At 63.2% G+C, this 22,975-nt stretch carries 27 protein-coding genes and 1 other RNA gene; 19 read left to right on the forward strand and 9 right to left on the reverse strand.

The window, feature by feature from the left end:
- Nucleotides 1-100: 100 nt before the first annotated feature.
- Complete coding sequence (locus AC2FNL_RS13435) at nucleotides 101-607, reverse strand: lipoprotein (RefSeq protein ID WP_170340151.1); 507 nt, start codon at nucleotides 605-607, stop codon at nucleotides 101-103.
- Between the two features lie 218 nt (nucleotides 608-825).
- Nucleotides 826-993: a 50S ribosomal protein L33 gene (gene rpmG / locus AC2FNL_RS13440; RefSeq protein WP_007799108.1), complete on the reverse strand. Its 168-nt coding sequence runs from the start codon at nucleotides 991-993 to the stop codon at nucleotides 826-828.
- A 292-nt stretch (nucleotides 994-1,285) separates the two neighbouring features.
- Between rpmG and AC2FNL_RS13445 the strand changes: the two genes are divergently transcribed.
- The 3 genes from AC2FNL_RS13445 to AC2FNL_RS13455 all read left to right on the forward strand — a co-directional run bounded on the left by AC2FNL_RS13445 (nucleotide 1,286) and on the right by AC2FNL_RS13455 (nucleotide 3,172).
- Entirely contained in the window at nucleotides 1,286-1,921 is a 636-nt protein-coding gene (locus AC2FNL_RS13445) for a DUF1326 domain-containing protein (RefSeq protein WP_093964751.1), read from the forward strand.
- Nucleotides 1,869-2,762, forward strand: coding sequence for a DUF2182 domain-containing protein (locus AC2FNL_RS13450; RefSeq protein ID WP_093964750.1), 894 nt, complete (start codon nucleotides 1,869-1,871; stop codon nucleotides 2,760-2,762). The genes AC2FNL_RS13445 and AC2FNL_RS13450 overlap by 53 nt, the downstream gene beginning before the upstream one ends.
- A 77-nt stretch (nucleotides 2,763-2,839) precedes the next feature.
- A complete protein-coding gene (locus AC2FNL_RS13455; protein WP_093965047.1) occupies nucleotides 2,840-3,172 on the forward strand; it encodes a GYD domain-containing protein in 333 nt (110 codons plus the stop codon).
- A 7-nt stretch (nucleotides 3,173-3,179) separates the two neighbouring features.
- Here the strand turns inward: AC2FNL_RS13455 and rnpB are convergent.
- From rnpB to gatC, 5 genes are all read right to left on the reverse strand, one after another.
- An RNA gene (gene rnpB, locus AC2FNL_RS13460) (RNase P RNA component class A) lies at nucleotides 3,180-3,595 on the reverse strand.
- A gap of 12 nt (nucleotides 3,596-3,607) precedes the next feature.
- Nucleotides 3,608-4,375: an N-acetylmuramoyl-L-alanine amidase gene (locus tag AC2FNL_RS13465; RefSeq protein ID WP_496833947.1), complete on the reverse strand. Its 768-nt coding sequence runs from the start codon at nucleotides 4,373-4,375 to the stop codon at nucleotides 3,608-3,610.
- Nucleotides 4,314-5,012 (reverse strand): hypothetical protein, encoded by a 699-nt coding sequence (locus AC2FNL_RS13470; RefSeq protein ID WP_093964748.1) that lies wholly within the window; start codon nucleotides 5,010-5,012, stop codon nucleotides 4,314-4,316. The genes AC2FNL_RS13465 and AC2FNL_RS13470 overlap by 62 nt, the downstream gene beginning before the upstream one ends.
- Before the next feature lie 40 nt (nucleotides 5,013-5,052).
- Nucleotides 5,053-6,540, reverse strand: coding sequence for an Asp-tRNA(Asn)/Glu-tRNA(Gln) amidotransferase subunit GatA (gene gatA / locus AC2FNL_RS13475; RefSeq protein ID WP_496833948.1), 1,488 nt, complete (start codon nucleotides 6,538-6,540; stop codon nucleotides 5,053-5,055).
- 3 nt (nucleotides 6,541-6,543) lie between these two features.
- Nucleotides 6,544-6,831 carry an Asp-tRNA(Asn)/Glu-tRNA(Gln) amidotransferase subunit GatC gene (gene gatC / locus AC2FNL_RS13480; RefSeq protein ID WP_005981734.1) on the reverse strand — a complete coding sequence of 96 codons (288 nt, stop codon included), beginning with the start codon at nucleotides 6,829-6,831 and terminating at the stop codon, nucleotides 6,544-6,546.
- Nucleotides 6,832-7,058: 227 nt separating this feature from the next.
- On the opposite strand from gatC, the gene AC2FNL_RS13485 reads away from it, so the two are divergent.
- The 3 genes from AC2FNL_RS13485 to AC2FNL_RS13495 all read left to right on the forward strand — a co-directional run bounded on the left by AC2FNL_RS13485 (nucleotide 7,059) and on the right by AC2FNL_RS13495 (nucleotide 8,750).
- Nucleotides 7,059-7,220 (forward strand): hypothetical protein, encoded by a 162-nt coding sequence (locus AC2FNL_RS13485; protein ID WP_170404652.1) that lies wholly within the window; start codon nucleotides 7,059-7,061, stop codon nucleotides 7,218-7,220.
- 201 nt (nucleotides 7,221-7,421) lie between these two features.
- Nucleotides 7,422-7,985, forward strand: coding sequence for a DUF4202 domain-containing protein (locus AC2FNL_RS13490; protein ID WP_496833949.1), 564 nt, complete (start codon nucleotides 7,422-7,424; stop codon nucleotides 7,983-7,985).
- 6 nt (nucleotides 7,986-7,991) lie between these two features.
- The gene (locus tag AC2FNL_RS13495; RefSeq protein ID WP_496833950.1) at nucleotides 7,992-8,750 is read left to right on the forward strand and encodes a class I SAM-dependent methyltransferase; all 759 of its coding nucleotides are present in this window, start codon (nucleotides 7,992-7,994) and stop codon (nucleotides 8,748-8,750) included.
- Here AC2FNL_RS13495 and AC2FNL_RS13500 read toward each other — a convergent pair.
- On the reverse strand, nucleotides 8,710-9,396 hold the full coding sequence (locus AC2FNL_RS13500) for a ceramidase domain-containing protein (RefSeq protein ID WP_496833951.1): 687 nt from the start codon (nucleotides 9,394-9,396) through the stop codon (nucleotides 8,710-8,712). The genes AC2FNL_RS13495 and AC2FNL_RS13500 overlap by 41 nt on opposite strands.
- A gap of 57 nt (nucleotides 9,397-9,453) precedes the next feature.
- On the opposite strand from AC2FNL_RS13500, the gene AC2FNL_RS13505 reads away from it, so the two are divergent.
- Nucleotides 9,454-10,146, forward strand: a complete 693-nt coding sequence (locus AC2FNL_RS13505; RefSeq protein ID WP_496833952.1) for a metal-dependent hydrolase — start codon at nucleotides 9,454-9,456, stop codon at nucleotides 10,144-10,146.
- On the forward strand, nucleotides 10,143-11,321 hold the full coding sequence (locus AC2FNL_RS13510; protein WP_496833953.1) for a M24 family metallopeptidase: 1,179 nt from the start codon (nucleotides 10,143-10,145) through the stop codon (nucleotides 11,319-11,321). The genes AC2FNL_RS13505 and AC2FNL_RS13510 overlap by 4 nt, the downstream gene beginning before the upstream one ends.
- Nucleotides 11,322-11,328: 7 nt before the next feature.
- Here the strand turns inward: AC2FNL_RS13510 and AC2FNL_RS13515 are convergent, their stop codons facing one another.
- A complete protein-coding gene (locus AC2FNL_RS13515) occupies nucleotides 11,329-11,799 on the reverse strand; it encodes a nucleoside deaminase (RefSeq protein WP_496833954.1) in 471 nt (156 codons plus the stop codon).
- Between AC2FNL_RS13515 and AC2FNL_RS13520 the strand changes: the two genes are divergently transcribed.
- The 11 genes from AC2FNL_RS13520 (at nucleotide 11,798) to AC2FNL_RS13570 (ending at nucleotide 22,961) form a co-directional block, all read left to right on the forward strand.
- Entirely contained in the window at nucleotides 11,798-12,673 is an 876-nt protein-coding gene (locus AC2FNL_RS13520; protein WP_496833955.1) for a pseudouridine synthase, read from the forward strand. The two genes, AC2FNL_RS13515 and AC2FNL_RS13520, sit on opposite strands and share 2 nt — an antisense overlap.
- Before the next feature lie 177 nt (nucleotides 12,674-12,850).
- Entirely contained in the window at nucleotides 12,851-13,765 is a 915-nt protein-coding gene (locus tag AC2FNL_RS13525; RefSeq protein WP_496833956.1) for a 5-bromo-4-chloroindolyl phosphate hydrolysis family protein, read from the forward strand.
- A 30-nt stretch (nucleotides 13,766-13,795) separates the two neighbouring features.
- Entirely contained in the window at nucleotides 13,796-14,986 is a 1,191-nt protein-coding gene (locus AC2FNL_RS13530) for a toxic anion resistance protein (RefSeq protein ID WP_093964738.1), read from the forward strand.
- A gap of 13 nt (nucleotides 14,987-14,999) precedes the next feature.
- Complete coding sequence (locus tag AC2FNL_RS13535) at nucleotides 15,000-15,953, forward strand: DUF2927 domain-containing protein (RefSeq protein WP_170340122.1); 954 nt, start codon at nucleotides 15,000-15,002, stop codon at nucleotides 15,951-15,953.
- A 22-nt stretch (nucleotides 15,954-15,975) separates the two neighbouring features.
- Nucleotides 15,976-17,124, forward strand: coding sequence for an SPFH domain-containing protein (locus AC2FNL_RS13540; RefSeq protein ID WP_496833957.1), 1,149 nt, complete (start codon nucleotides 15,976-15,978; stop codon nucleotides 17,122-17,124).
- Nucleotides 17,125-17,133: 9 nt separating this feature from the next.
- A complete protein-coding gene (locus AC2FNL_RS13545; RefSeq protein ID WP_093964736.1) occupies nucleotides 17,134-17,448 on the forward strand; it encodes a CPCC family cysteine-rich protein in 315 nt (104 codons plus the stop codon).
- Nucleotides 17,449-17,454: 6 nt separating this feature from the next.
- Nucleotides 17,455-18,570: a TFIIB-type zinc ribbon-containing protein gene (locus AC2FNL_RS13550; RefSeq protein WP_496833958.1), complete on the forward strand. Its 1,116-nt coding sequence runs from the start codon at nucleotides 17,455-17,457 to the stop codon at nucleotides 18,568-18,570.
- A gap of 99 nt (nucleotides 18,571-18,669) precedes the next feature.
- Nucleotides 18,670-19,350 (forward strand): nitroreductase, encoded by a 681-nt coding sequence (locus AC2FNL_RS13555; protein ID WP_496833959.1) that lies wholly within the window; start codon nucleotides 18,670-18,672, stop codon nucleotides 19,348-19,350.
- A gap of 24 nt (nucleotides 19,351-19,374) precedes the next feature.
- Nucleotides 19,375-19,812 carry a D-aminoacyl-tRNA deacylase gene (dtd, locus tag AC2FNL_RS13560; RefSeq protein ID WP_496833960.1) on the forward strand — a complete coding sequence of 146 codons (438 nt, stop codon included), beginning with the start codon at nucleotides 19,375-19,377 and terminating at the stop codon, nucleotides 19,810-19,812.
- Nucleotides 19,812-20,915, forward strand: a complete 1,104-nt coding sequence (locus AC2FNL_RS13565) for a DUF4147 domain-containing protein (RefSeq protein WP_496833961.1) — start codon at nucleotides 19,812-19,814, stop codon at nucleotides 20,913-20,915. The genes dtd and AC2FNL_RS13565 overlap by 1 nt, the downstream gene beginning before the upstream one ends.
- 51 nt (nucleotides 20,916-20,966) lie before the next feature.
- Entirely contained in the window at nucleotides 20,967-22,961 is a 1,995-nt protein-coding gene (locus AC2FNL_RS13570; RefSeq protein ID WP_496833962.1) for a CocE/NonD family hydrolase, read from the forward strand.
- The last annotated feature ends 14 nt before the right edge of the window (nucleotides 22,962-22,975 follow it).

Genomic DNA, 22,975 nt, shown 5'->3' on the forward strand with positions numbered 1-22,975 from the left:
CCGCCCTTTTTTTGTTCCGGTGCCAGAAAAGCCAGCCCAAAGAAAAAGGCCCCGGCCAAATGGCAAGGGCCTTACATCATTGTAATCGCGAAAGATCCGATCAGCTGCAGTTCAGCGGAACCGCGAAACCCGAGCTGCGCGACGAGCCGCCTTTGCGGTATACGTCGCCCGCAGGCAGACAGCCTGTAAAGCGTTCGGTCTGGCTGCCGAACGCGGCCCCAACCGAGTTGTCCACCTTGGTGCTGTTGTTTTCGGTGCGCAACACGCCGAACAGGGTTCCGTTCACGCTCACCGTGCTCAGGAACATGGTGCTGCTGCTGCCGGTCAACTGTACGGCCGTGGTGTCGGACCGTCCGCCATTGTCGATGGCCACACCAGCGACCTTGTCGAATTCTGTCTTGTCAGTGCTGGCCTGAATGGTCGGCAGTTCAGCCAACTCAGCCGGGACGTTCGTAGCAGGCGGAACAAAGGCAACAGCGCCTTTGACGTCCGAAACGGTTCTTGGTTCGCCATCAATGCCGGTGAAACCGACGCCTTGGCGGTTGAACGGGTCCTCACAGGCCGAAAGTGTCAGAATGGCGATTGCGGGCAACAAGATTTTTTTCATGGCGCTCAACATTTTGTGGCGGTTTGCTGAACCGTACTGGCAGGCGGGGCAAAAAAGCAAGCCAACACCAATCAGAATACCTGTCGGCCTGATGCGCCTCTGCAACGGCCCGAAACGGCCGGTTCAGGCGGCTTGAGGACCACACGACCCGGTCAAAACAACAAAAAAGGGTCCTGCCGAAGCAGAACCCCTTAAGCTTTCACGTCGAAAAAGGCAGATTACTTGATCTTGCCTTCTTTGTACTCGACATGTTTCCGAACGACCGGGTCGTATTTACGAACGGTCATTTTCTCGGTCATGGTGCGAGCGTTCTTTTTGGTCACGTAGAAGTGGCCCGTGCCCGCGGTCGAGTTCAGACGGATCTTGATTGTCGTCGGCTTCGCCATGGTTATCTCCTGCGTCCGGAAAGGCAGGGGCCTTTCGGTTGAATTCCTATGAGCGTGCGCTTTTACCCGGTCGCGCGCCCGAGTCAACCGGAATCGGCGGTGTTTCAACACAAAACACAGGATCCGACGTGCAGTGGATCAGCGCCCGGTTTGGACAGATCACGGTTTCGTGATATGATCGCATAACAGCATCCCAGAGCGCCGCTTTCCAACGTTGTGCGGCGTGAGGCAGCGAAACCGGGCAAGACCCTCTGTCAGCAGAGTTTTCTTGTACGTCTGCTTGGGGGAAATCATGACAGAATGGAAACTTCAGGGCGAGACGCTGGCCAATTGCAACTGTGATTTCGGTTGCCCCTGCCAGTTCAGCAGCCTGCCCAGTCACGGGAATTGCGAGGCCGTGGTCGTCTTTGACATCACAAGCGGCCATTACGGGGACACGGATCTTTCCGGCCTGCGCGCCGCGGGTGTCTACCATTGGCCAGGCCCGATTCACGAAGGCAACGGGCAGATGCAGTTGATCATCGACGAACGGGCGGATGCCGATCAGCGGGCCGCCCTGCAGGCCATCATGTCCGGTGAGGACACCGATGAAATGGCCACCATGTGGTATGTCTACAGCGCCATGGCGCCGACCAAACATGAGACGCTGTTTGCTGGAATCGATGTGAACTGGAGCCGCGAAGACCGGACCGGCTACGCGAAGGTCAAGAACGTGTTCGATGTGGACGTCAAGCCGATCGCACATATCGTCTCGGGCCAACCGCACCGCGCGTCGATCCAGTTGCCGCATGGGTTCGAATACCGCCACGCCGAGGTCGCCTCGGGAACGGCCAGGACAAACGGTTCAGCCATAAACCTGACCTTCGAGTCCTCACATGCCCATCTGGCGCATCTCAATATCTCGGGTCACGGCGTTGTCGGGCCATAGCGCAGACGCGTCAGATCAGGCCCGCCCTGCCCGATCGGTCAGCCTCGAGCGAGTTCTGCGAAAAGAACGTCTGATTGTCGCTGGAAGCGTTCTTCTGATCGTTTCGGCTGCGGTCTGGTACATAGTCGCCGGTGTCGGGATGCAGATGTCGGCCATCGAGATGACTCGGATGGCCGGTCCAATTGGCCAACCCATGTCGATGGGTGCCGGCAACGTCTGGACGCTTTGGTACGCCGCACTGGTCTTTGCGATGTGGTGGGTGATGATGGTCGCGATGATGACACCCAGCGCGGCCCCAACAGCGCTGTTGTTTGTGGCGTTGAAACGGGTTGGGCCCGACAGGCAGCGCAGCGCCAGCTTCGGACTGGCCTTTCTGTCGGGGTATCTTTTTGCCTGGGCCGTGTTCAGCCTTGGGGCAACCGGACTGCAATGGGGCCTGCAACAGATCGGAGCGATGGATGGCCCGATGATGACCATCCGGTCCGGCACCCTGGCAGGCCTCGTTCTCTGTGCTGCCGGGATGTATCAGTTCAGCGGGTTGAAATCCACGTGCCTCCGCCATTGTCAGAGCCCGGCTGCCTTTCTGATCCGCCACAACCGGCCCGGGCACTGGGGTGCGTTTCGATGTGGCGCCCTGCACGGAATTTACTGCTTGGGTTGCTGCTGGGCCTTGATGGCGCTGCTGTTCGTCGGCGGCATCATGAACCTTTGGTGGATCGTTGCAATCGCCGTCTACGTCGCACTGGAAAAGCTGTTGCCCCGGGCGGGATGGCTGACGGCGGTCGTCGGTGTCGTTTTGATCGGATTGGGAGCCTGGGTGTTGATCACCGCATTGGTTTGATGCGGCAAGCCTGTCTTCCGGGCCAAGGAGCCGGCCAATTGGAGCGCTCTGCACATTTCGTTCACGAGGAGATCGTCATGCCTGTCTTCATCACTTATGCCTCTTATTCCCACGCCGGTGTCAAAGGGATGCTGAAGAAACCGGAAAACCGCACCGGGCCGGTGGCGGCGCTGCTGGAGAAGGTTGGCGGCAAACTGCTGGCGTTCTACGTGACGACCGGAAACAATGACGTGGTGGTCATCAGCGAAGCTCCGGACGGAACGGATGCTGTAGCCGTTGGTATGGCCGTTGCGGCTTCGGGGGCGGTTTCGCGGGTCGAGACGGTTCGGGCCTGGTCGGCCGACGAATTTGTTGCCATCACCGAGAAGGCCTCGAAACTGGTCGCGGCCTACACACCGCCCGGAGGATGAAGAAAATACGCGCGGAGGGCCTGTAAGCCGGATCCTGTTCCGGGGTTGCCCCCTTCGATGACCATTCCTCTAGGCCGAGCATTGCTGCACGGCTCGAGCTGCCAACCCGGTCCCTCTCGGCCAAGGCGAGCCTAGCGGCGGTATCGGCTGACGCCGACCGGCCCGCGCGGGGACCCTATTCGGCATTGCTCCCGGTGGGGCTTGCCGTGCCGCCGCTGTTGCCAGCGGCGCGGTGGGCTCTTACTCCACCGTTTCACCCTTGCCACGATGTGCCAGAGGCGAACCTCCGATCCGTCATGGCGGTCTGTTTTCTGTGGCGCTTTCCGTCGGGTTTCCCCGCCCGGGCGTTACCCGGCACCGTTGCCTTGTGGAGTCCGGACTTTCCTCTCGGGCCTGAGCCCCAGCGGCCATCCGGCCCTCCGCGCGGTTGCCGGGTTAAACGTCCACCCGAATACCGTCAAGGTGTTCCATCAAACCAGCCAGTCGTTCGATGTCGCCCATATCCTTCTTGGACAGTGGCCCGCGCCGCCATGGGGCAAACCGGCTTCGGAACGCTTTCAGCAGATCAGCGGTAGGGGCTTTGGGATACCCGGCCCTCATGGCGACCAATGCAAAGTATTCGTCGTCTGGCGGCATTTCATCAAGGCAAATACCCTTCAGAACGGATGGCCCGGCCGCCAGTTTTTGTTGCGCGAGGCGATCCCAATCAAATTTGGGACCGGGATCAAGCTTTCGCTCGGGGGCCATGTCCGAATGGGCGATAACGTCCCAGGGCTTGATGCCCAACCGCTCTTGCAGATGTGAAAGCAGGTTTTCCAATACCGCCATCTGCGGTTCGGAGAAAGGATGATCGCCGCGATTGTCGAGTTCGATCCCGATGGAGCGGGAATTGATGTCGCTCAACCCCCGCCACGCGCCTGCGCCGGCGTGCCAGGCGCGATCTTCCTCACGGACCATCTGCCAAAGTGTTCCGTCACAGCCGATCAGGTAGTGGGCCGACACCTCGGAGTCCGGGTCGCACAAACGCTCGAGTGCGGCTTGGGCGCTATTCATCGCGGTGTAGTGAAGCACCACCAGAGATGGCTTCAACCCATCTCGGCGGGGGCCGAAATTGGGGGATGGGTGCCAGATCGGCGAGAGTTCAGTTGCCGACGGCACTGCGGAATGGGCTGGGGTCCCAGCCACAGGCAAATCCGTCGCCATCCGGGTCCAGGCCCTTGCGGTCGCGCTGGGGGCCACCATTGGCCAGGAAATCGATCTGGGCCTGGTCGGGCGATGCGTAGCCCGCGCAATTGCGTTGTGCCTTGGCCTGCAAATTGAACCCGGCTCGGCTATAGAGTTGTGTGCCTACTGGGTTGGTCGTGGTCAGAGCATATTGGACGATATTGGGCTGTCCGTCCGACCCGCGCTGCGGAACTGCTGTCGGCGCGACAACCTCGTATGTCTGACGGTTCTGCTGAATCAGCGCGGCATCATCCTGGATGCTGCGGCTGCTTGAAACCGCTGCGAAATCCTGCTCGTTCGAAATGCCGTTTGAGCTTACAGCCACCGGTGCAGTCGGCTGAGCCGATGTGCTCGCCAAGGCAGCCGCAGTCTGGTTGGCAATGTCCGTGGCGCTGTCGCCCGTCGTGAAAGGGGCGGGACCGGCTTCGGCATTCAACTGCTCCTGCGAAATGGCCGGGGGCGGCAGCAGCGGGTTGCCTGCTGCGCCCTGCCCGGCCAACTGCGCCTCGCGTTCGGCCTGATACTGCGGCGTGTTGAAGCCGGAGTCCGTAACTGGTGCCACGGTATCGCAAGCGGCGACGAACCCGAAGGCCGGAATGAGAAGCATTTTGCGCATGGAACTGCTCCGTCCTCGCGTTGTTACCGCTGCCTGAGGGTTACCACCATTTGCCCGGCTTGGCCACAAACCCGGCGGCATTCTCAAGCGCGAAGGCGGTATTCAGAAGGTCACCTTCTTCCCACGGACGACCGATCAGCTGCAGCCCCAGCGGCAATCCCTGCCCGTCAAGACCGGCGGGAACCGTGATACCCGGAAGACCCGCGAGGTTGACGGTCACGGTGAACACGTCGTTTAGGTACATCTGCACTGGATCGGCCTCGGTCATTTCGCCCAGACCGAACGCCGCCGAAGGTGTCGCCGGGGTCAGGATCGCATCGACACCTGCGGCAAAGACGTCCTCGAAGTCTTTCTTGATCAGGGTCCGCACCTTGCGGGCGCGGTTGTAATAGGCGTCATAGAAACCGGCCGACAGAACGTATGTGCCGACCATGACACGGCGCTGCACCTCGTGGCCAAAGCCCTCGGCGCGGGTCTTTTCGTACATCTCGGTGATGCCATCGCCCTGCGCCAACGTCGCGCGGCGGCCATAGCGCACGCCGTCATAGCGCGCCAGGTTCGACGACGCCTCGGCCGGCGCGATTACATAGTATGCCGGAAGCGCATATTTGGTGTGCGGCAGCGAGATGTCGACGATCTCGGCCCCGGCGGCCTTGAGCATTTCGGCCCCATCCGCCCACAGCTTTTCGATCTCAGCGGGCATACCATCCATCCGGTATTCCTTTGGAATGCCGATTTTCTTGCCCTTGATGTCTCCGGTCAGCATGGCCTCAAAATTCGGAACAGCCAGCTCGGCGCTGGTCGAGTCCTTCGGGTCGTGCCCACACATCGCCTCAAGCATGATGGCCGCGTCGCGAACGTTCTTGGTCATCGGCCCGGCCTGATCCAGCGAGGACGCAAAGGCCACGATGCCCCAGCGCGAGCAACGGCCATAGGTCGGCTTGATGCCGGTGATGCCGGTAAAGGCAGCGGGCTGTCGGATCGAGCCACCGGTGTCGGTTCCGGTCGCTGCCAGGCACAGATCGGCTGCGACGGCAGACGCCGAACCACCCGAGGAACCGCCCGGGGTCAGCTGCGCGTCATCATTGCCGCGCCGCCAAGGGTTCACCGCATTGCCATAGACCGAGGTTTCGTTCGACGATCCCATGGCGAACTCGTCCATGTTCAGCTTGCCCAGCATCACTGCGCCCGCATCGGCCAGTTGCTGCGAGACCGTGGATTCGTATTCGGGCTTGAACCCGTCCAGAATCTTGGACGCAGCCTGCGAGGGCACTCCCTTGGTGCAGAACAGATCCTTGATGCCGATCGGCAGGCCACACATGGCAGGCGCGTCGCCCGCCTTGATGCGCTCGTCTGCGGCCTTCGCACGCTCCAGAGCAATCTCGGGGGTCTTGTGCACGAAAGCGTTCAGGACATCGGCTGCGTCGATCGCCTTCAGGCAGGCCTCGGTCAGCTCGACCGAGGTCACATCTCCGTTGCACAGGGCGTCGCGGGCCTCGGCAAGGCTCAGTTTGTTCAGATCGGACATGTCTTACTCCACCACCTTGGGAACCGCGAAAAAGCCCTCGCGCGCGTCGGGGGCGTTGGACAGGATCTTGTCCTGCATGTTCCCGTCCGTCACCACGTCCTCGCGCCGCTTCAGGCGCATCGGCGTCACCGAGACCATCGGCTCGACCCCTTCGACGTCAACTTCGTTCAGCTGTTCGATGAACCCCAGGATCGTGTTGAATTCCGAGGCCAGCGCGGGCAACGCGTCATCCTCGACCTTGATCCGGGCCAGTTTGGCCACCTTGGCGGCGGTGCTTTGGTCAATCGACATGGGAAACCTCATATGCGTTACAGGGGCATTTACCCGTCTGATGCAGCAGTCGCAAGACCACTGAGCCACAGCGATTTGTCCAAAGCCCACGCGGTTGCCGCCAAGCCAAACAATTTTGAATACCCGCTATGCAAAAAAGTGAACGGATTAGTTCACTTTGACGATTGAAGCCGGCGCAAAAAGTTACTTTATGTACTGAACGAAACAGTTCAGTCCGGAGAATAATCATGAAACGCATGTTGATTGCTGTGTCCGTTGTTCTGACAACCGCTGCCGCGCCGGCCCTCGCGCTGGGGGTTCCCATGGGCGACCTGACACCGACGCTGACCTTCCCCGATCAGCACCCCTCAGATCAGGTGAGCCAGGAGAAATCCCCGCTCCGCAACTAACCCTACCGCTTCCCTGTTGGATCGGGCCGGTTCTCCCCCCTTTTTCCGTCCCGATCCTGCACCTGCCCTCGTGGCGCCGCCGGCCCTGAATGGGTCGGCGCTTTTTTGTTGAAGCACGGTGTCCTATCGTTCATTCACTCAAGAGTGTCATGTCAGCATGACCGAATGTCCCGAGGTGCCGTTGCCAAAGCAGGAGATGCCATGACAGAGCGCAAGCAGAAGGTTCTGGATGCAATTGATACGGCCAATTCGGCCGATCCCACCCAGGAAGACGGTCGCCCCGCAGCGCTGATTTATGGCGAACGGATGAGCGCCGAGTTGGATCGACTGTTCCCCGACGCCTCCGAACCGTTGCAGATCGCCGCGCGCGGCCAGCATGTCGAGCGTTGGAAGCTGGCCCGCTCGGCATACCCTGATGGGCGCGCGGGTTATCTGGCGTGGCGCAAAGCCCAGGCCGAGCATCACGCGCAGGTCGTGGCCGAGCTGATGTCCGAGGCCGGGTACGGTCAGGCTGAGATCGACGCCGCCCGCCGCATGTTGCGCAAACAGGGCATCAAGCGCGACGACGACGTTCAGGCGCTGGAGGACGTGATCTGCTTTGTCTTTCTGAAGTGGTATTTTGCGCCCTTCGCCGCGAAACACTCGGACGAAAAGATCCAGCGCATCGTCGAAAAAACCGCCCGCAAGATGTCAGCCGAGGCGCGCCGACGCGTGCTGGACGAGTTCGACCTACCCGAAGACTTGGCCAGCGCCTTCAAGGATTGACGCGTCATGACCGATGACATGCAGCTGTTGATCGACCTGCACCAACCCAACGACCGGCAAGGCCCCGGCAGCGACGCGGCAACGGAAATGGCGGTGAAGTTGGCGGGTGTACAAGCCGATCCCGGACTGAAGGTCGCCGATATTGGCTGCGGCACCGGAGCCGCAACCTTCTGCCTTGCGCGCCATCTGGGCGCATCGGTGACGGCAGTGGATTTCCTGCCGGAGTTTCTGGCCAAGTTGAACAGGCGAGCACAGGACTTGGGTCTGGCGGCCCAGGTTCAGACGCTTGAGGCGTCGATGGAGGACCTGCCCTTCGACGATGCCAGCCTTGACGTGATCTGGTCGGAAGGCGCGATCTACAACATTGGGTTCGAAAACGGCCTGCTCGCCTGGCGTCGGTTCCTGAAACCCGGCGGTGTCCTGGCTGTGTCCGAGCTGACCTGGCTGACCGATCAACGCCCCGAGCCGCTAACGCGGCACTGGGATGCCGCCTATCCCGAAGTTGCGACCGCCGGACAGAAGATACGCCAGATCGAGACCGCCGGTTATGAACCTGTCGGTTATTTCCCGCTGGGCACCGACTGCTGGATGGAGAACTACTACCTCCCCCTTCAGCGCAGCTTCCCCGCCTTTCTCGACCGGCATGGCCATTCCGAGCAGGCCAAAGCCATTGTCGATGCGGAACAGGCCGAGATCACTTTGTATGAAACCTATTCCGACTTCGTCAGCTATGGGTTCTACGTGGCGCGGCGACTGCCGGACTGACCGCATCCGTCATGGCCCGACGGTAAACCTCGATCATCCAGCCCAGCATGGTGGCGTTCAGGAGGTGCCACATGAAATGCGTTCCCATCGGGATGCGGGCGCAAAGCGGAGCATCGAGCGCACGGAATGTGATCGACGCGATCAGGATCACAGCCCCGACCGCCAGACCCTGTGCCACCCGAGGCCTGCGCGCGCGCAAAAGATACGCATAGATCAGGATAAGCAACGGCACCGGAGCATACGCGGACGACCCGCCCAGCCCGGGAACCAGTTGAAACAGCGGAACGGTTAACGCCGCATAGGGAATGAACAAGGCCGTCAGCGCCGCCGCCTTCGGCGTGGATAGCTGCCAGATGTCCCGGTTCACGGCGAAGATATAGACAAGGATGAACAGCAGAATCGGCGCCGTATCCGCCAGCGCGGCCCAGACCTGCGCATGGGTATGAAACAGATAGCTGCCAATGCCAATCACCGCCAGAATGGCGACCAGCAGGTTGGCCAAGGGCAGACCCTGCCCCCGCACCCGCCGCCACATCACCCATGCCGCCAGCAGAAAGGCCGCGTTGGTCACGGCGTTTACGGGTTCGGCCCAATAGGCCGGCGACAGGCGCTCGCAATAGCCGTCGATTTCTTGCATCCAGTCCATGGATTTTTACATAGCCGATGCTAGGCTGACCCTGAACCGGTTTCAGGAGGGTCTTTCATGAAAATCATCTGGTTGGGGCATGGCAGCTTTCGAACTCACGCGGCGGGGCAGGTCCTGCTGATCGACCCCTGGCTCAGCGGCAACCCGATGCTGCCCGAGGATCAGCACGAGGCCGCCGTCCAGGGCGCCACGCATATCCTGTTGACCCACGCGCATTTCGACCACGTCGCAGACGTTCTGCCGCTGGCCAAACGCCTGAACATTCCCGTGGTGGGCCAATACGACGTCATGGCCCATTGGGCAGAGGCCGAAGGGATCGAGACCATCGGCTTCAACAAGGGCGGTCGGGTCGACTTGAACGGGGTCAAGGTCGACATGGTGCCGGCCTCGCACAGCTCGACCTTCGCCACACCCGATGGCCCTCGCGCCGGTGGGTCCGAGGTGGGGTTCATCCTGTCGGCCGATGGTCACACGGTCTATGTCTCGGGCGACACCACGATCATGGCCGACATGGAGTGGATCGGCGACTATTACAAACCCGATATCGGAATCCTGTCGGCGGGCGGCTATTTCACGATGGACATGAAAGCCGCCGCTTACGCCGCCGGGCGGTATTTCGACTTCAAGACGGTGATCCCCTGCCACTACCGGACTTTTCCGATCCTGGAACAATCCGCCAAAGACCTGGCGGATGGGCTGCCGGGCGTGACCGTCATCGAGCCCGAGGTCCTGCAGGAGATCGAGCTTTGACACCCGCGCTGGTCTTCTCGGCGGAAGAATACGCGGCGCGGCTGGCCAAGACCCGGTCCGCGATGGCCCAGCGGGGTGTCGAGACCCTGCTGGTTGCGGACCCGTCGAACATGGCCTGGCTGACGGGCTATGACGGCTGGAGCTTCTACGTCCCGCAGGTGGTGATCGTCCCGCGCGACGGCGCGCCCTTGTGGTGGGGCCGGACGCAGGACAAGCCCGGCGCGGCGCAAACCACCTGGCTGGACCCCACCGACCTGCACGACTGGCCCGAAGAACATGTGCAGCACCCCGACCATCACCCGGTCGAGTCGCTGGCATCGCTGCTGCGCACGCGCGGCTGGACGACCCACCTGGGTGTCGAGATGGACAATTATTACTACTCGGCCGCCAGCCACCGGATCCTTGAGACCGCGTTCGGCCGCGATGCGCTGGTCGACGCGACCGGGTTGGTGAACTGGCAGCGCGCGGTCAAAAGCGAGGCCGAGATTGCCTTGATGCGCAAGGCCGGTCAGTTGACCGCTCATATGCACGCGGTGCTGCGCGACGGGTTCCGCGCCGGGATTCCCAAGAACGTGCTCGTGGCCGAGGTTCAGGCGGCGGGCATCGCCGGGCTTCCGGGGCTTGCGGGCGACTATCCAGCGATTGCGCCCATCGCGCCTTCGGGGGCCGAGGCCTCGGCCTCGCACATCACCTGGAACGACCGTCCGCTGACACCGGGCGAGGCGACCTATTTCGAGATCTCAGGCTGCCACCGCCGCTATCACTGCCCGGCCAGCCGCAGCCTGTTTCTGGGTGACCCGCCTGCCGATATCCGGCGCGCGGAAACCGCGATCCTGACCGCGATCGAGGACACGCTGGCCGCCGCCCGCCCCGGCGCCACCTGCGAAGAGATCGCCGCCTGCGTCTATGACAGCTTTGCCCGGGCCGGCTATGTCAAAGGCAATCGCACGGGCTATCCGGTGGGCCTGAGCTATCCGCCCGATTGGGGCGAGCGCACCATGAGCCTGCGCCCCGGCGACAGCACCGTTCTGCAGGACAACATGACCTTTCACCTGATGCCGGGCCTGTGGACGCCGGATTGGGGGCTGGCCATCACCGAAACCTTCGTGGTCACGCCGACGGGCGGGCAACCCTTGGCGGACATACCCCGCGAACTGGTCGTGAAACCGGCCTGAGCGCGCCTCAGCCCTTGGATCCGCCGCCACCGCGCTGCGCGGCAAAGAAATCGCGCAACAACCGGACGCAGTCCTCGGCCGCCATGCCGTCATAGACCTCCGGCCTGTGATGGGCCTGAGGGTGCGAGAACACCCGCGCCCCATGCGCCACGCCGCCCGATTTCGGATCGGCGGCCCCGTAGTAGATCCGCCGGATTCGCGCCGCCGCCAGCGCCGCGGCGCACATGGCGCAGGGCTCCAGCGTGACATACAGGTCATGCCCCGTCAGCCGCTCGGACCCGACGGCCCGGCAGGCGGCGCGCAGGGCCAGGATCTCGGCATGCGCGGTCGGGTCATGCAACTCACGCGTACGGTTGCCGTCTGCCGCGATGATCCGCCCATCGGGCGCCACGATCACCGCGCCCACCGGAACCTCGCCCCGATCACCTGCCGCGCGCGCCTGTTCCAGCGCCTTGTCCATATGCGTTCTGAAGACCATGCCCCTGACTGCCCCAGAAACCCACCTTTCGCAAGGCGCGCCGATGCGCTATGCGCAGGGCATGAGCAACACCCCTCCTCCTGGCGACCGGATCGCCAAAGTGCTGGCCCGCGCCGGCATCGCCTCGCGCCGTGAGGCCGAACGCATGATCGAAGCCGGCCGCGTGACCGTGAACGGCAAGACCATCGACAGCCCGGCGCTGAACGTCACGCCCAGCGACAAGATCACTGTCGACGGCAAGCCCGTGGCCGAGCCCGAACCCGCGCGTCTGTGGCTGTATCACAAGCCAACCGGCCTTGTGACCACGAACCGCGACGAAAAAGGCCGCCCAACGATCTTCGACAACCTGCCCGAGGACATGCCCCGCGTCATGAGCGTCGGCCGGCTGGACCTGAATTCCGAGGGCCTGCTGCTGCTGACCAATGACGGGGGCATCAAGCGCAAGCTTGAATTGCCCTCGACCGGCTGGCTTCGCAAATACCGGGTGCGGATCAACGGCCGCCCCAAGGACGAGGATTTCGCCCCCCTGCGCCAGGGCCTTGTGATCGAGGGCGAAAAGTTCCAGCCCATGACCGTGACGCTGGACCGCCAGCAAGGCGCGAATGCATGGCTGACGATCGGACTGCGCGAGGGCAAGAACCGGGAAATCCGCCGCGCGATCGAAGACATCGGCTTTACCGTGAACCGGCTGTTGCGCGTGTCCTACGGGCCGTTCCAGCTGGGCAATCTCAAACCCGGCGAGGTCGAGGAAATCCGCCGCCGCGTTCTGCGCGATCAGCTGGGGCTGGAACCCGAAACCCCACCGGCTGCTGCGAAACGCCCAAGCCGCCCTCAAAGATCCCGCAGACCGGTCGGCAAGAAATCACGCAATTGACGCGGGTTATCGAACCTTCCCCCTAGCGCCAAGCCCCTTGATCCCCTAGGTTTTCAAGGGGACAACCGCAGTTGGAGGACGTCATGTCCGGGACCGGAGTGCAAAAAATGGCCTACGCGGCCCTGTTGGTGCTGTTGTTCGGCGTCTGCACCGGTTGGCTTGGAGGGCTCTGACGCCATGGCCAAGCGATACGGCGGAAAGTTCAGCCCCGACGGCCAGTCTGACGCCGACGCGCCCGCCCCGCGCGGGCAATACGATGGGGCCCGGGTAAACCCGGTCGGCGCACGCGCCAATGTCATGTTCGTTCCGGCGATCCCGCTGGTCTTTCTGTCGCTGAACGACGGCGCAATCGGGATGACCCTTGGATTGGTCGCCGCCGGCCTTCTGACCGCCGCGGCTTTTCTGCTGCGCGAAGGGCTGAAGGCCGAGGATGCTTACAACGCGCGCCGCACCGCGCGCCGCCCAGCCTTTCCACGCAAGATCTTCTCATCCGTTTTGACCGGGCTGGGGGTGGGTCTGGCCGCCTATCGCAATGACTATCTGGAAGCCGAGGCCGCCAGCCAGGTCAGCCTGCTGGCGCCGGTCTTGTTCGGCGGCGTGGCCACAGCGCTGCATTCCGTCGCCTTCGGCCTCGACCCGATGAAGAACAAGGGCATGGAGGGTGTGGACACCTATCAACAGGACCGGGTCGCCCGCGTAGTCGAAGATGCCGAAGTGCATCTGAACCAAATGACGGATGCCATCAAACGGGCCGGCGACCGCAGGATCGAAGCCCGGGTCGAGCGGTTCCAAACTACCGCCCGCGACCTGTTCCGTACGGTCGAGGAAGACCCGCGCGATCTGGCCGGTGCCCGCAAATACCTGACCGTCTATCTGCAGGGCGCCCGCGATGCGACGATCAAGTTTGCTGATGTCTATGCGCGCACCCGCGACCCGCAGGCTTTGTCCGACTACTCGGCGCTGCTGGACGACCTCGAGCAGAATTTCTCGGCCCGCACCCGAAAGATGCTATTGGATGACCGCAGTGATCTGACGGTCGAAATCGACGTGCTGCGCGAAAGGCTGCAGCGCGAAGGCGTCCGGCTTGACTGACCGGCCAAACCAAGAACAGGGAAGCTTCTCATGTCTGACGAAATCAAGAAAAAGGCGGCCGAGGCCGAAACGCTGGTTCAGGAAGTTGCAGCCGTCTCATTGCCCGAGCCGAGTTCCGAGATCGTGCCATTGGAAGAAGCCGACGAACCGGTGGGTGCCGAAATCCGCAAGCGCATGTCTGAAATCGACATGGGCGACACCAACTCGATCGTTGCTTTTGGATCGGCGGCGCAAGCCGAGCTGCAGGAAATCAGCCAGGCAATGCTGGCCGACGTGCGCAACAAGGACGTCGGCCCCGCCGGTGACAGCCTGCGCGACATCGTCACCACGATCCGCGGCTTTTCCGTGTCTGAACTGGACGTGCGCCGCGAGCGCAGCTGGTGGGAGAAACTGCTGGGCCGCGCCGCGCCTTTCGCAAAGTTCACCGCGCGCTACGAAGAGGTGCAGGATCAGATCGACCGGATCACCGACAACCTTCTGTCGCACGAGCACACGCTGCTGAAGGACATCAAGTCGCTGGACCTGCTGTATGAAAAGACGCTGGATTTCTATGATGAACTGGCGTTGTACATCGCCGCCGGTGAAGAGAAGCTGACCGAACTTGACAGCCATGACATCCCCGAGAAAGAGGCCGAGGTGAAGGCCGCCCCGGAAGATCAGCAGGTGATGAAGGCGCAGGAACTGCGCGACCTGCGGGCGGCCCGCGACGATCTGGAACGCCGGGTGCATGACCTGAAGCTGACGCGGCAGGTGACGATGCAATCGCTGCCCTCGATCCGGCTGGTTCAGGAAAACGACAAGTCGCTGGTGACCAAGATCAACTCGACCTTGGTCAACACCGTGCCACTTTGGGAAACCCAGCTGGCACAGGCGGTCACCATCCAGCGCAGCGCCGAGGCCGCTGCCGCCGTGCGCGACGCCAACGATCTGACGAACGAGCTGCTGACATCGAACGCCGCTAACCTGCGCCAGTCGAACAAGATGATCCGCGAGGAAATGGAGCGCGGCGTGTTCGACATCGAAGCCGTCAAGAAGGCCAACGAGGATCTGATCGGCACGATCAATGAAAGCCTCGCCATCGCTGACGAAGGCAAGGCGAAACGGGCCGCCGCGGAAGAAGAGCTGAAGAAGATGGAAGCCGAGCTGCGGGACACCTTGGCTTCGGCCAAGGCCCGGAAAGACGGGCTGGGCGACACGGCCGGAACCGCCGTTCCGGGCTAAGGAGAGATTGCAGGTGCGGCTTCGAAGATTTCTAGGGCACGGGTTGGGGGCAGCTGCTTTGCTGATCTTGGCCAATTGCGATGACGCGCTCGAGTCCTCGATTGCTCCGCAGGCGCGCCCGTCCCAGCCGCAGTTGGCCAATGCTTATGTCGAACCTTCGGCCGCAAGCCGGGATCTGGCGCGTTATTATCAGCGCGTCGAGCGCGACCTGTTGACCCGCGGCCTGATGCGTACAGACGGTGGCGGGCCGGACACCCCGTTTGATGCGGATGATTTGGCGCGGAATTTCGAAGCCATCGCGTTCTACAGCGAGTATCCCGGCGCCGCCGTATCCGGCAGCAGCCAACGCACCAGCGGAAGGCTAAGCCGCTGGTCTGGCCCGGTCCGAATACAGGCAGAGTTCGGGCCGTCAGTACCACTAGACCAACGCGCGGCCGACAAGGCACAGATCCGGGCCTATACCGAACGCATGTCGTCCTTGACTGGCCACCCGATCTCGACCGCAACCAGAAACGCGAACTTCCATGTCTTCGTCGCCGGCGATGACGATACGGAATTCGTGCAAACGCGACTGCGCCAGTTGTTTCCCAGTATCGGACAGGCTCAGTTGAACCTGTTTCAGGATTTACCGCGCTCGTTCTATTGCTTTGTCTTTGCCTCGGCGTCGAACGGGGCACCGAACACCTACACTGGTGCGGTTGCGTTGGTGCGGGCCGAGCACCCTGACTTGATGCGGCTGAGCTGCATCCATGAGGAAATCGCCCAGGGGCTGGGCTTGCCCAATGACAGCCCTCGGGCACGACCGTCGATCTTCAACGATGATGACGAATTCGCCCTGCTGACCAGCCATGACGAAAAGCTGCTGACGATGTTGTATGATCCGCGCCTGAAACCCGGCATGACCGCGCAAGAGGCCGCGCCGGTGGTGCGGATCATCGCCCGTGAATTGATGGGGCAGTCGCTCTGACCCCGATGACAGGAGAACCCAGATGGGAATTTTCGATTTTCTGACCGGAGAATTCATTGATGTCATTCACTGGGTGGACGACACCCGCGACACGATGGTCTGGCGGTTCGAGCGCGAAGGCCACGAGATCAAGTATGGCGCCAAGCTGACCGTGCGCGAGGGCCAAGCGGCGGTGTTCGTGCACGAGGGCCAACTGGCCGACGTGTTCACGCCCGGCCTCTACATGCTTGAAACCAACAACATGCCGATCATGACGACGCTGCAGCACTGGGATCACGGGTTCCAGTCGCCGTTCAAGTCCGAGATCTATTTCGTCAACACGACCCGGTTCAACGACCTGAAGTGGGGCACCAAAAACCCGATCATGCTGCGCGACCCTGAATTCGGCCCGACCCGGATCCGCGCCTACGGCACCTACACGATCCGGGTCAAGGACCCGGCCCGTTTCCTGGTCGAGATCGTCGGCACCGATGGCGAATTCACCATGGACGAGATCAGCTTTCAGATCCGCAACATCATCGTGCAGGAATTCAGCCGGGTCATCGCAGGCTCGGGCATTCCGGTTCTGGACATGGCCGCCAACACCGCCGATCTGGGTAAGCTGATCGCAGCCGAGGTCTCGCCCGTGCTGGACGGCTACGGCCTCGAGATGCCGGAGTTCTACATCGAGAACATCTCGCTGCCGCCGGCGGTCGAGGCGGCGCTGGACAAGCGTACCTCGATGGGGCTGGCGGGGGATCTGGGCAAATTCACCCAGTATTCGGCGGCCGAGGCGATGACGGCGGCCGCCAGCAACCCGAACGGAGGCGGTGGCATGGGTGCTGGCCTTGGTATGGGCATGGGGATGGCGATGGCGAACCAGATGTCGAACATGGCAGCGGGTCGGCCGTCAGGCCCGTGGGGGGCGCCCGCGCCCGCTGCCCCGCAAGCGGCCGCGCATGTGGCCCCGCCGCCTCCACCCCCGGTCGAGCATGTCTGGCATATCGCGGTGGACGGACAGACCAGCGGCCCGTTCTCGAAGGCCAAGATGGGACGCATGGCCAGCGACGGAGAAATTACGCGGGACACTTTCGTGTGGACGCCCGGTCAGGACGGATGGAAGAAAGCGGGCGAGGTGCAGGAACTCGCGCAGCTGTTCACGATTCTGCCGCCTCCGCCGCCCGGGGCGTGAGGCATCGGCATGTCCGCATCGCGGAAACGCTCAAAGACAGGCGGTCGCAAAGCGCCGCCGCCACAATTCATCTGCCCGTGCTGCGGTTATGTCACCCTGGCCGAGCGCGGGGCCTACCTGATCTGTGCAATCTGCTTTTGGGAGGACGAGGACATTCTGTACGACAAGAACCCCCGCGAGCCTTCTGCCGCCAACCACGGCCTGACGCTGGCCGAGGCGCGCGCGAATTTCAGGGCGATCGGGGCCTGCGAAGCCGCGATGCTGCCGCATGTCCTGCCCGCGGAGCAGCGCGCAGCCTATCTTCACTTTCCCCTCGACAACTGACCACCTATGACACAGCCCCCTGCCCCGCCATCCGGTTCTGCGGAACACCGTTTTCCATGTGACAATTGCGGCGCGGACTATCGGTTCGACCCGCAATCCGGCACGCTGACCTGTGACCATTGCGGCCATTCCGAACCGATCGGGGCTGGCCCCTGGGGCGGCGCCAGCCTGCGCGAACTGGACTTCGACGCGGCCATCGCTGACCGCCTGCCCGACAGCGAGATCGAAGAGACGCGGGTTCTGACCTGCCCCAACTGCGCGGCCCAGGTCGAGTTCGACCCCAACACCCACGCCGCGGAATGCCCGTTCTGCGCCACCCCGGTCGTGACCGATACCGGCGTGAACCGGCACATCAAGCCGCGCGGCGTTCTGCCCTTTGCGCTGGACGAGCGCGCCGCGCACAAGGCCATGGGTGACTGGCTGGGGCGGCTGTGGTTCGCGCCGAACGGGCTCAAGGATTACGCCCGCAAAGGCCGCAGGATGCAGGGCATTTATGTGCCCTACTGGACCTTCGACGCCGACACGAAATCGGCCTATCGCGGCGAACGGGGCGTGGTCTATTACGAAACCCGGACGGTGATGCGTGACGGCAAGCGGGTGCAGCAGCAGGTGCCCAAGGTGCGCTGGACACCGAAATCCGGCCGGGTGGCCCGGTTTTTCGACGACGTGCTGGTGCTGGCCTCGCAATCGCTACCCAAATCATACACCGACGCGCTGCAACCCTGGGACCTGCCCGCGCTCGAGCCCTATCAGCCCGAATACTTGGCCGGGTTCCGGGCCGAGGCCTACACGGTCGATCTGCAGCAAGGTTATCAGGAAGCCCGCGGCCACATGGCCCGCGTGATCGAGCGTGACGTCCGCTTTGACATCGGCGGTGATCGGCAGCGCATCCATTCGATCGACACCGACATCCGCGACGTGACCTTCAAGCATATCCTGCTGCCGGTCTGGATGGCCGCGTACAAGTATCGCGGCCAGACCTATCGCTTTGTCGTCAACGGCCGTACCGGGCAGGTTCAGGGTGAACGGCCCTGGTCGGCGATCAAGATCACAATCGCGGTGGTCCTGGGCCTGCTGGCGGCGGCCGGCATCGGGTATCTGGTGGCGACCGGACAGCAATGACCGCTGGGTTCCGCCGCCGAAAACTCTGCCGCGGAACCCCTTGAACATCCCCGGCTTCTCACCCATCCTGCCGCCGGCTGCCCCGGAGGAGAGGACGACGTGACCCTGGCCGATCTAAACACGCTTCTGACCGCGCGCCATTCCTGCCGCGCCTTCCGGCCCGATCCGGTGCCGCGGGGTGACATCGAACAGATCCTGACCAGCGCCGCCCGGGTGCCCAGTTGGTGCAACGCGCAGCCCTGGCAGGTGGTCGTGACCAGCGGCGCGGAAACGGATGCGTTCCGCAGCGCCTTGCGGGCCGAAGCCGAGACCGGCCAGGCGCAGCCCGACCTGCCTTTTCCGACCGGCTATTCCGGCATCTATCAGGACCGGCGCCGCGCCTGCGGATGGGCCCTGTACGAGGCAGTCGGCGTTGAGAAGGGTGACCGCGCCGGGTCGGCCCGGCAGATGATGGAAAACTTCAACCTGTTCGGCGCCCCGCATTGCGCCATCCTGTCCAGCCCGGCGGAACTCGGCCCCTATGGCGCGATGGATTGCGGCGGGTTTGTCACGGCTTTCACCTTGGCGGCACAGGCTTTGGGCATCGCCACGATCCCGCAGGCGGCGGTGGCTGCCTATGGGCCGTTCCTGCACCGCTATTTCAACATCCCCGATGACCGGCTGATCCTGTGCGCGATTTCCCTCGGCTATCCGGATACCGATCATCCGGCCAACCGATTTCGGTCCGAACGCGCCACGCTGGACGAGTTCGTCAGCTGGCGTGGGGCGTCGGCCGAGTGAGCGGAGTTTGAGAAAGACACTGTCATGCGCGCATTGATACAAAGAGTGTCCGAGGCATCGGTCTCAGTCGAGGGGCAAGTCATAGGCCAGTGCGGGCCGGGGCTGCTGGTGCTGGTCTGCGCCATGCAGGGCGACGACGAGACCCGGGCCGAGCAACTGGCGGCCAAGATTGCCAAGCTGCGGATCTTCAAGGATGACGCGGGCAAGATGAACCGGTCGGTGCTGGATATCGGCGGCTCAGCCCTAGTGGTCAGCCAGTTCACGCTGGCCGCTGACACGTCGCGCGGGAACCGGCCCGGATTTGCGGCGGCGGCCGATCCGGCAACCGGTGAACGCCTGTACGAACATTTTGCCCGCGCGCTGGCCGCGCTTGGCGTTCCGACCGAAACCGGGTCTTTCGGTGCGGATATGGCGGTGTCCCTGATCAATGACGGCCCGGTCACGATCTGGATGGACATGTGATGACGATGCAGGATCAGGCGATCGCGATCTGGAAGGCGGGCGTTGCCGCCGTTGACGGCTATGGCGCGGTCAAGGCGGCGCTGTCCGATGTTCCGCGCCCCGATCAGATTCTGGCGGTGGGCAAGGCCGCGGCAGCGATGATAAACGCGGCGCAGGACCATTTCGGCAAAACACCGGGCATTGTGGTCACGAAAGACGGCCATGCCGAAGGGCTGCCGTCGCATCTGCAGGTCATCGAAGCCTCTCACCCCGTGCCCGATGCCCGCAGCCTGAAGGGCGGCCAGGCCCTGCGCGCGGCGGTTCAGGCCATGGAGCCCGGCACGCATCTGTTGCTGCTGGTCTCGGGCGGCGCGTCTTCGCTGGCCGAGGATCTTGTGCCGGGGGCCACCCTCGAAGATCTGGCGCGGCTGAACGCGCAGCTGCTGTCCGAGGGGCTGGACATCACCGCCATGAACGCCCGCCGGCGCGAGATGTCGCGGATCAAGGGCGGCGGTCTGCTGGCCGGTTTCGGCGGAGCACGCGCGACGGTCCTGGCCATCTCGGACGTGCCGGGGGACGATATCGGCGTCATCGGATCGGGCATCGGCGCCCTGCCCGAAGCCCCTCAATTCGAATCGAGTGTCGAGATCATTGCCTCGAACGCCCATGCGCGCCGCGCCGCAGCCAACGCAGCACGTGCCGCCGGTCTGGACGTTCTGGCTGAGGAAGAGGCCCTGCACGACGACTATCTGTCCGTCGCCGCAGATATCGCCGCGCGGCTGCGTCAGATGCCGCCGGGCGCGATGATCTTCGGCGGAGAGCCGACCGTTGTCCTGCCCGAAAACCCGGGCCGAGGCGGACGCAACCAGGCGCTGGCCCTGGCGCTGGCGCGCGAGATTCAGGGATGCGAGGGGCTGTGTGTCGTGGTCGGCGGAACCGACGGCACCGACGGGCCGACAAATGCGGCCGGCGGTGTCGTGACCGGCGCGACATGGGCCGATGGGGCAGATAAGGCCTTGCGCGATGCCGATGCGGGGTCGTTCCTTGACCGGGCCGGCGCTCTGCTGGTGACCGGCCCCACGGGAACCAATGTCATGGATCTGCTTGTCGCAACGAAGGAATGAATTGACGCTTTTACTCTCACACCGTCCGCCGATGCGCCGGAGACTGGGCGCATGACGCAGGCGAAGAACTCACTGTCCGAGATCGAAGAGTTTCCGGACCACGGCATCATCCTGTCGGATGGCTGCCGCCTGTCGGCGCGGATCTGGCGACCTGTCGATGCAGCGCAGCACCCGGTGCCCGCCATCCTGGAATACCTGCCTTATCGCAAGCGCGACGGCACGACGGCGCGCGATGCCCTGACCCATCCCTGGTTTGCCAAACGGGGTTACGCCTGCATCCGCGTCGACATGCGTGGCAACGGCGACAGCCAGGGACTGATGGAGGATGAATACACCCAGCAGGAACTGGATGACGCCGTCGAGGTGATCGAATGGCTGGCCCGACAGCCCTGGTGCAGCGGCGCGGTCGGGATGATGGGGATCAGCTGGGGCGGCTTCAACGCGCTGCAGGTGGCGGCGCTGCAACCCGCGCCGTTGAAGGCCATCATCACCCTGTGTTCAACCGCCGACCGCTATGCCGATGACATCCACTACAAGGGCGGCTGCCTGCTGAACGAGAACCTGGGCTGGGGGGCGACCATGTGGTCGTATTCGTCCCGCCCGCCCGACCCGGCGCTGCGTGACGACTGGCGCGAGATGTGGCTGCAGCGGTTGCAGGCCGAACCGTTCCTGCCCTCGGTCTGGCTGCGGCACCAGACCCGCGATGCCTATTGGCGGCATGGGTCTGTTTGCGAAGACCCCGGCGCGATCCGAGCCGCGACGCTGGCGGTGGGCGGCTGGGGTGATGCCTACAAGAACACCGTGCCCTGGCTGGTCGAGAACCTGACCGCGCCCGTCAAGGGCATCGTCGGCCCTTGGGTGCACAAATATCCGCATTTTGCCGTCCCCGAACCACGCATCGGCTTCCTGCAAGAGGCGCTGAGCTGGTGGGACCGGTGGCTGAAGGGCGTGGAGACCGGCGTCGAACAGGACCCGGCCTATCGCGCCTATCTGATGGATGGCGTGCGCCCTGCGCGCTGGTATGCCGAGCGCCCCGGCCATTGGATCACCGAGGATACTCGCGCGACGTCCCACCTGCCGACCGTCTCGCTTCCCCTTTCTGACACTGGGCTGGGTGTGGACGGGCCGCTGGACGCCCGGGTGCGCTCGCCCCACCACTGCGGCATGGATGGTGGCGAATACTGCGCCATCTGGCTGGGTCCGGACATGCCCGGCGACCAGCGGGCCGATGACGCACTGTCCGCCTGTTTTGACACGACCCCTCTGACCGCAGATCTGGACATTGTCGGTGCCCCGCGCCTGCGCTTGAAGGTGAGTGTCGACAAACCACAAGCCCAGATTGCCGTTCGGCTGAACAATATTCACCCCGACGGAGCTGCGACTCGGATTACCTATGGTGTATTGAACCTGACCCATAGGGAGGGACATTCGTCCCCCAAAACGTTGATACCCGGACGGGTTTACGACATCGAGGTTGTGCTGGACCACATCGCCTACCGGGTTCCAAAGGGCCACCGCCTGCGCGTTGCCGTCTCAAGCGCCTATTGGCCGCTGATCTGGCCTTCGCCGGAAACAGCGGAGCTCCACCTGACAGGCGGCACGTTCACGATCCCCCTGCGCGACTGGTCGGATCGGGATGAATGGCAATTTGCCCCGCCCGATGCGGACTCTCCTTGGCAAGTGACCCAATTGCGAGAGGCGACCCATGCGCGGCGCGTTGAAACAGACATGACGACCGGCATCATCGATCTGGTCATCGAAGATGATTTCGGCCTGGTCGAGGACGCGGATCATGGTCTGGTCAGCGGCGGAACCGCTTTTGAACAGTGGTCAATCCAACCGGACGATCCGCTAAGCGCGCGCGGCCGCTGCGAATGGGTACAAGAAACCGGGCGCGACGGCATCCAACTGCGAACCGAGGCCAATTGCGAGATGTGGTCGGACCGATCCAACTTTCATCTGCGCGCGACGCTTGATGCCTTTGAAAACGATGTGAAGATTTTTTCCAAAACCGTGGAGGACACCATACCTCGTGATCAGATGTGATTTTGCTGGTGGCA

This window comes from Ruegeria sp. CRTD044 (assembly GCF_059613485.1).

Coding starts and splice junctions, on each gene's coding strand:
- AC2FNL_RS13435 (WP_170340151.1), bottom strand. CDS start 607: ATGAAAAAAATCTTGTTGCCCGCAATCGCCATTCTGACACTTTCGGCC.
- rpmG (WP_007799108.1), bottom strand. CDS start 993: ATGGCGAAGCCGACGACAATCAAGATCCGTCTGAACTCGACCGCGGGC.
- AC2FNL_RS13445 (WP_093964751.1), top strand. CDS start 1,286: ATGACAGAATGGAAACTTCAGGGCGAGACGCTGGCCAATTGCAACTGT.
- AC2FNL_RS13450 (WP_093964750.1), top strand. CDS start 1,869: ATGCCCATCTGGCGCATCTCAATATCTCGGGTCACGGCGTTGTCGGGC.
- AC2FNL_RS13455 (WP_093965047.1), top strand. CDS start 2,840: ATGCCTGTCTTCATCACTTATGCCTCTTATTCCCACGCCGGTGTCAAA.
- AC2FNL_RS13465 (WP_496833947.1), bottom strand. CDS start 4,375: ATGGCGACGGATTTGCCTGTGGCTGGGACCCCAGCCCATTCCGCAGTG.
- AC2FNL_RS13470 (WP_093964748.1), bottom strand. CDS start 5,012: ATGCGCAAAATGCTTCTCATTCCGGCCTTCGGGTTCGTCGCCGCTTGC.
- gatA (WP_496833948.1), bottom strand. CDS start 6,540: ATGTCCGATCTGAACAAACTGAGCCTTGCCGAGGCCCGCGACGCCCTG.
- gatC (WP_005981734.1), bottom strand. CDS start 6,831: ATGTCGATTGACCAAAGCACCGCCGCCAAGGTGGCCAAACTGGCCCGG.
- AC2FNL_RS13485 (WP_170404652.1), top strand. CDS start 7,059: ATGAAACGCATGTTGATTGCTGTGTCCGTTGTTCTGACAACCGCTGCC.
- AC2FNL_RS13490 (WP_496833949.1), top strand. CDS start 7,422: ATGACAGAGCGCAAGCAGAAGGTTCTGGATGCAATTGATACGGCCAAT.
- AC2FNL_RS13495 (WP_496833950.1), top strand. CDS start 7,992: ATGACCGATGACATGCAGCTGTTGATCGACCTGCACCAACCCAACGAC.
- AC2FNL_RS13500 (WP_496833951.1), bottom strand. CDS start 9,396: ATGGACTGGATGCAAGAAATCGACGGCTATTGCGAGCGCCTGTCGCCG.
- AC2FNL_RS13505 (WP_496833952.1), top strand. CDS start 9,454: ATGAAAATCATCTGGTTGGGGCATGGCAGCTTTCGAACTCACGCGGCG.
- AC2FNL_RS13520 (WP_496833955.1), top strand. CDS start 11,798: ATGCCCCTGACTGCCCCAGAAACCCACCTTTCGCAAGGCGCGCCGATG.
- AC2FNL_RS13515 (WP_496833954.1), bottom strand. CDS start 11,799: ATGGTCTTCAGAACGCATATGGACAAGGCGCTGGAACAGGCGCGCGCG.
- AC2FNL_RS13525 (WP_496833956.1), top strand. CDS start 12,851: ATGGCCAAGCGATACGGCGGAAAGTTCAGCCCCGACGGCCAGTCTGAC.
- AC2FNL_RS13530 (WP_093964738.1), top strand. CDS start 13,796: ATGTCTGACGAAATCAAGAAAAAGGCGGCCGAGGCCGAAACGCTGGTT.
- AC2FNL_RS13540 (WP_496833957.1), top strand. CDS start 15,976: ATGGGAATTTTCGATTTTCTGACCGGAGAATTCATTGATGTCATTCAC.
- AC2FNL_RS13545 (WP_093964736.1), top strand. CDS start 17,134: ATGTCCGCATCGCGGAAACGCTCAAAGACAGGCGGTCGCAAAGCGCCG.
- AC2FNL_RS13550 (WP_496833958.1), top strand. CDS start 17,455: ATGACACAGCCCCCTGCCCCGCCATCCGGTTCTGCGGAACACCGTTTT.
- dtd (WP_496833960.1), top strand. CDS start 19,375: ATGCGCGCATTGATACAAAGAGTGTCCGAGGCATCGGTCTCAGTCGAG.
- AC2FNL_RS13565 (WP_496833961.1), top strand. CDS start 19,812: ATGACGATGCAGGATCAGGCGATCGCGATCTGGAAGGCGGGCGTTGCC.
- AC2FNL_RS13570 (WP_496833962.1), top strand. CDS start 20,967: ATGACGCAGGCGAAGAACTCACTGTCCGAGATCGAAGAGTTTCCGGAC.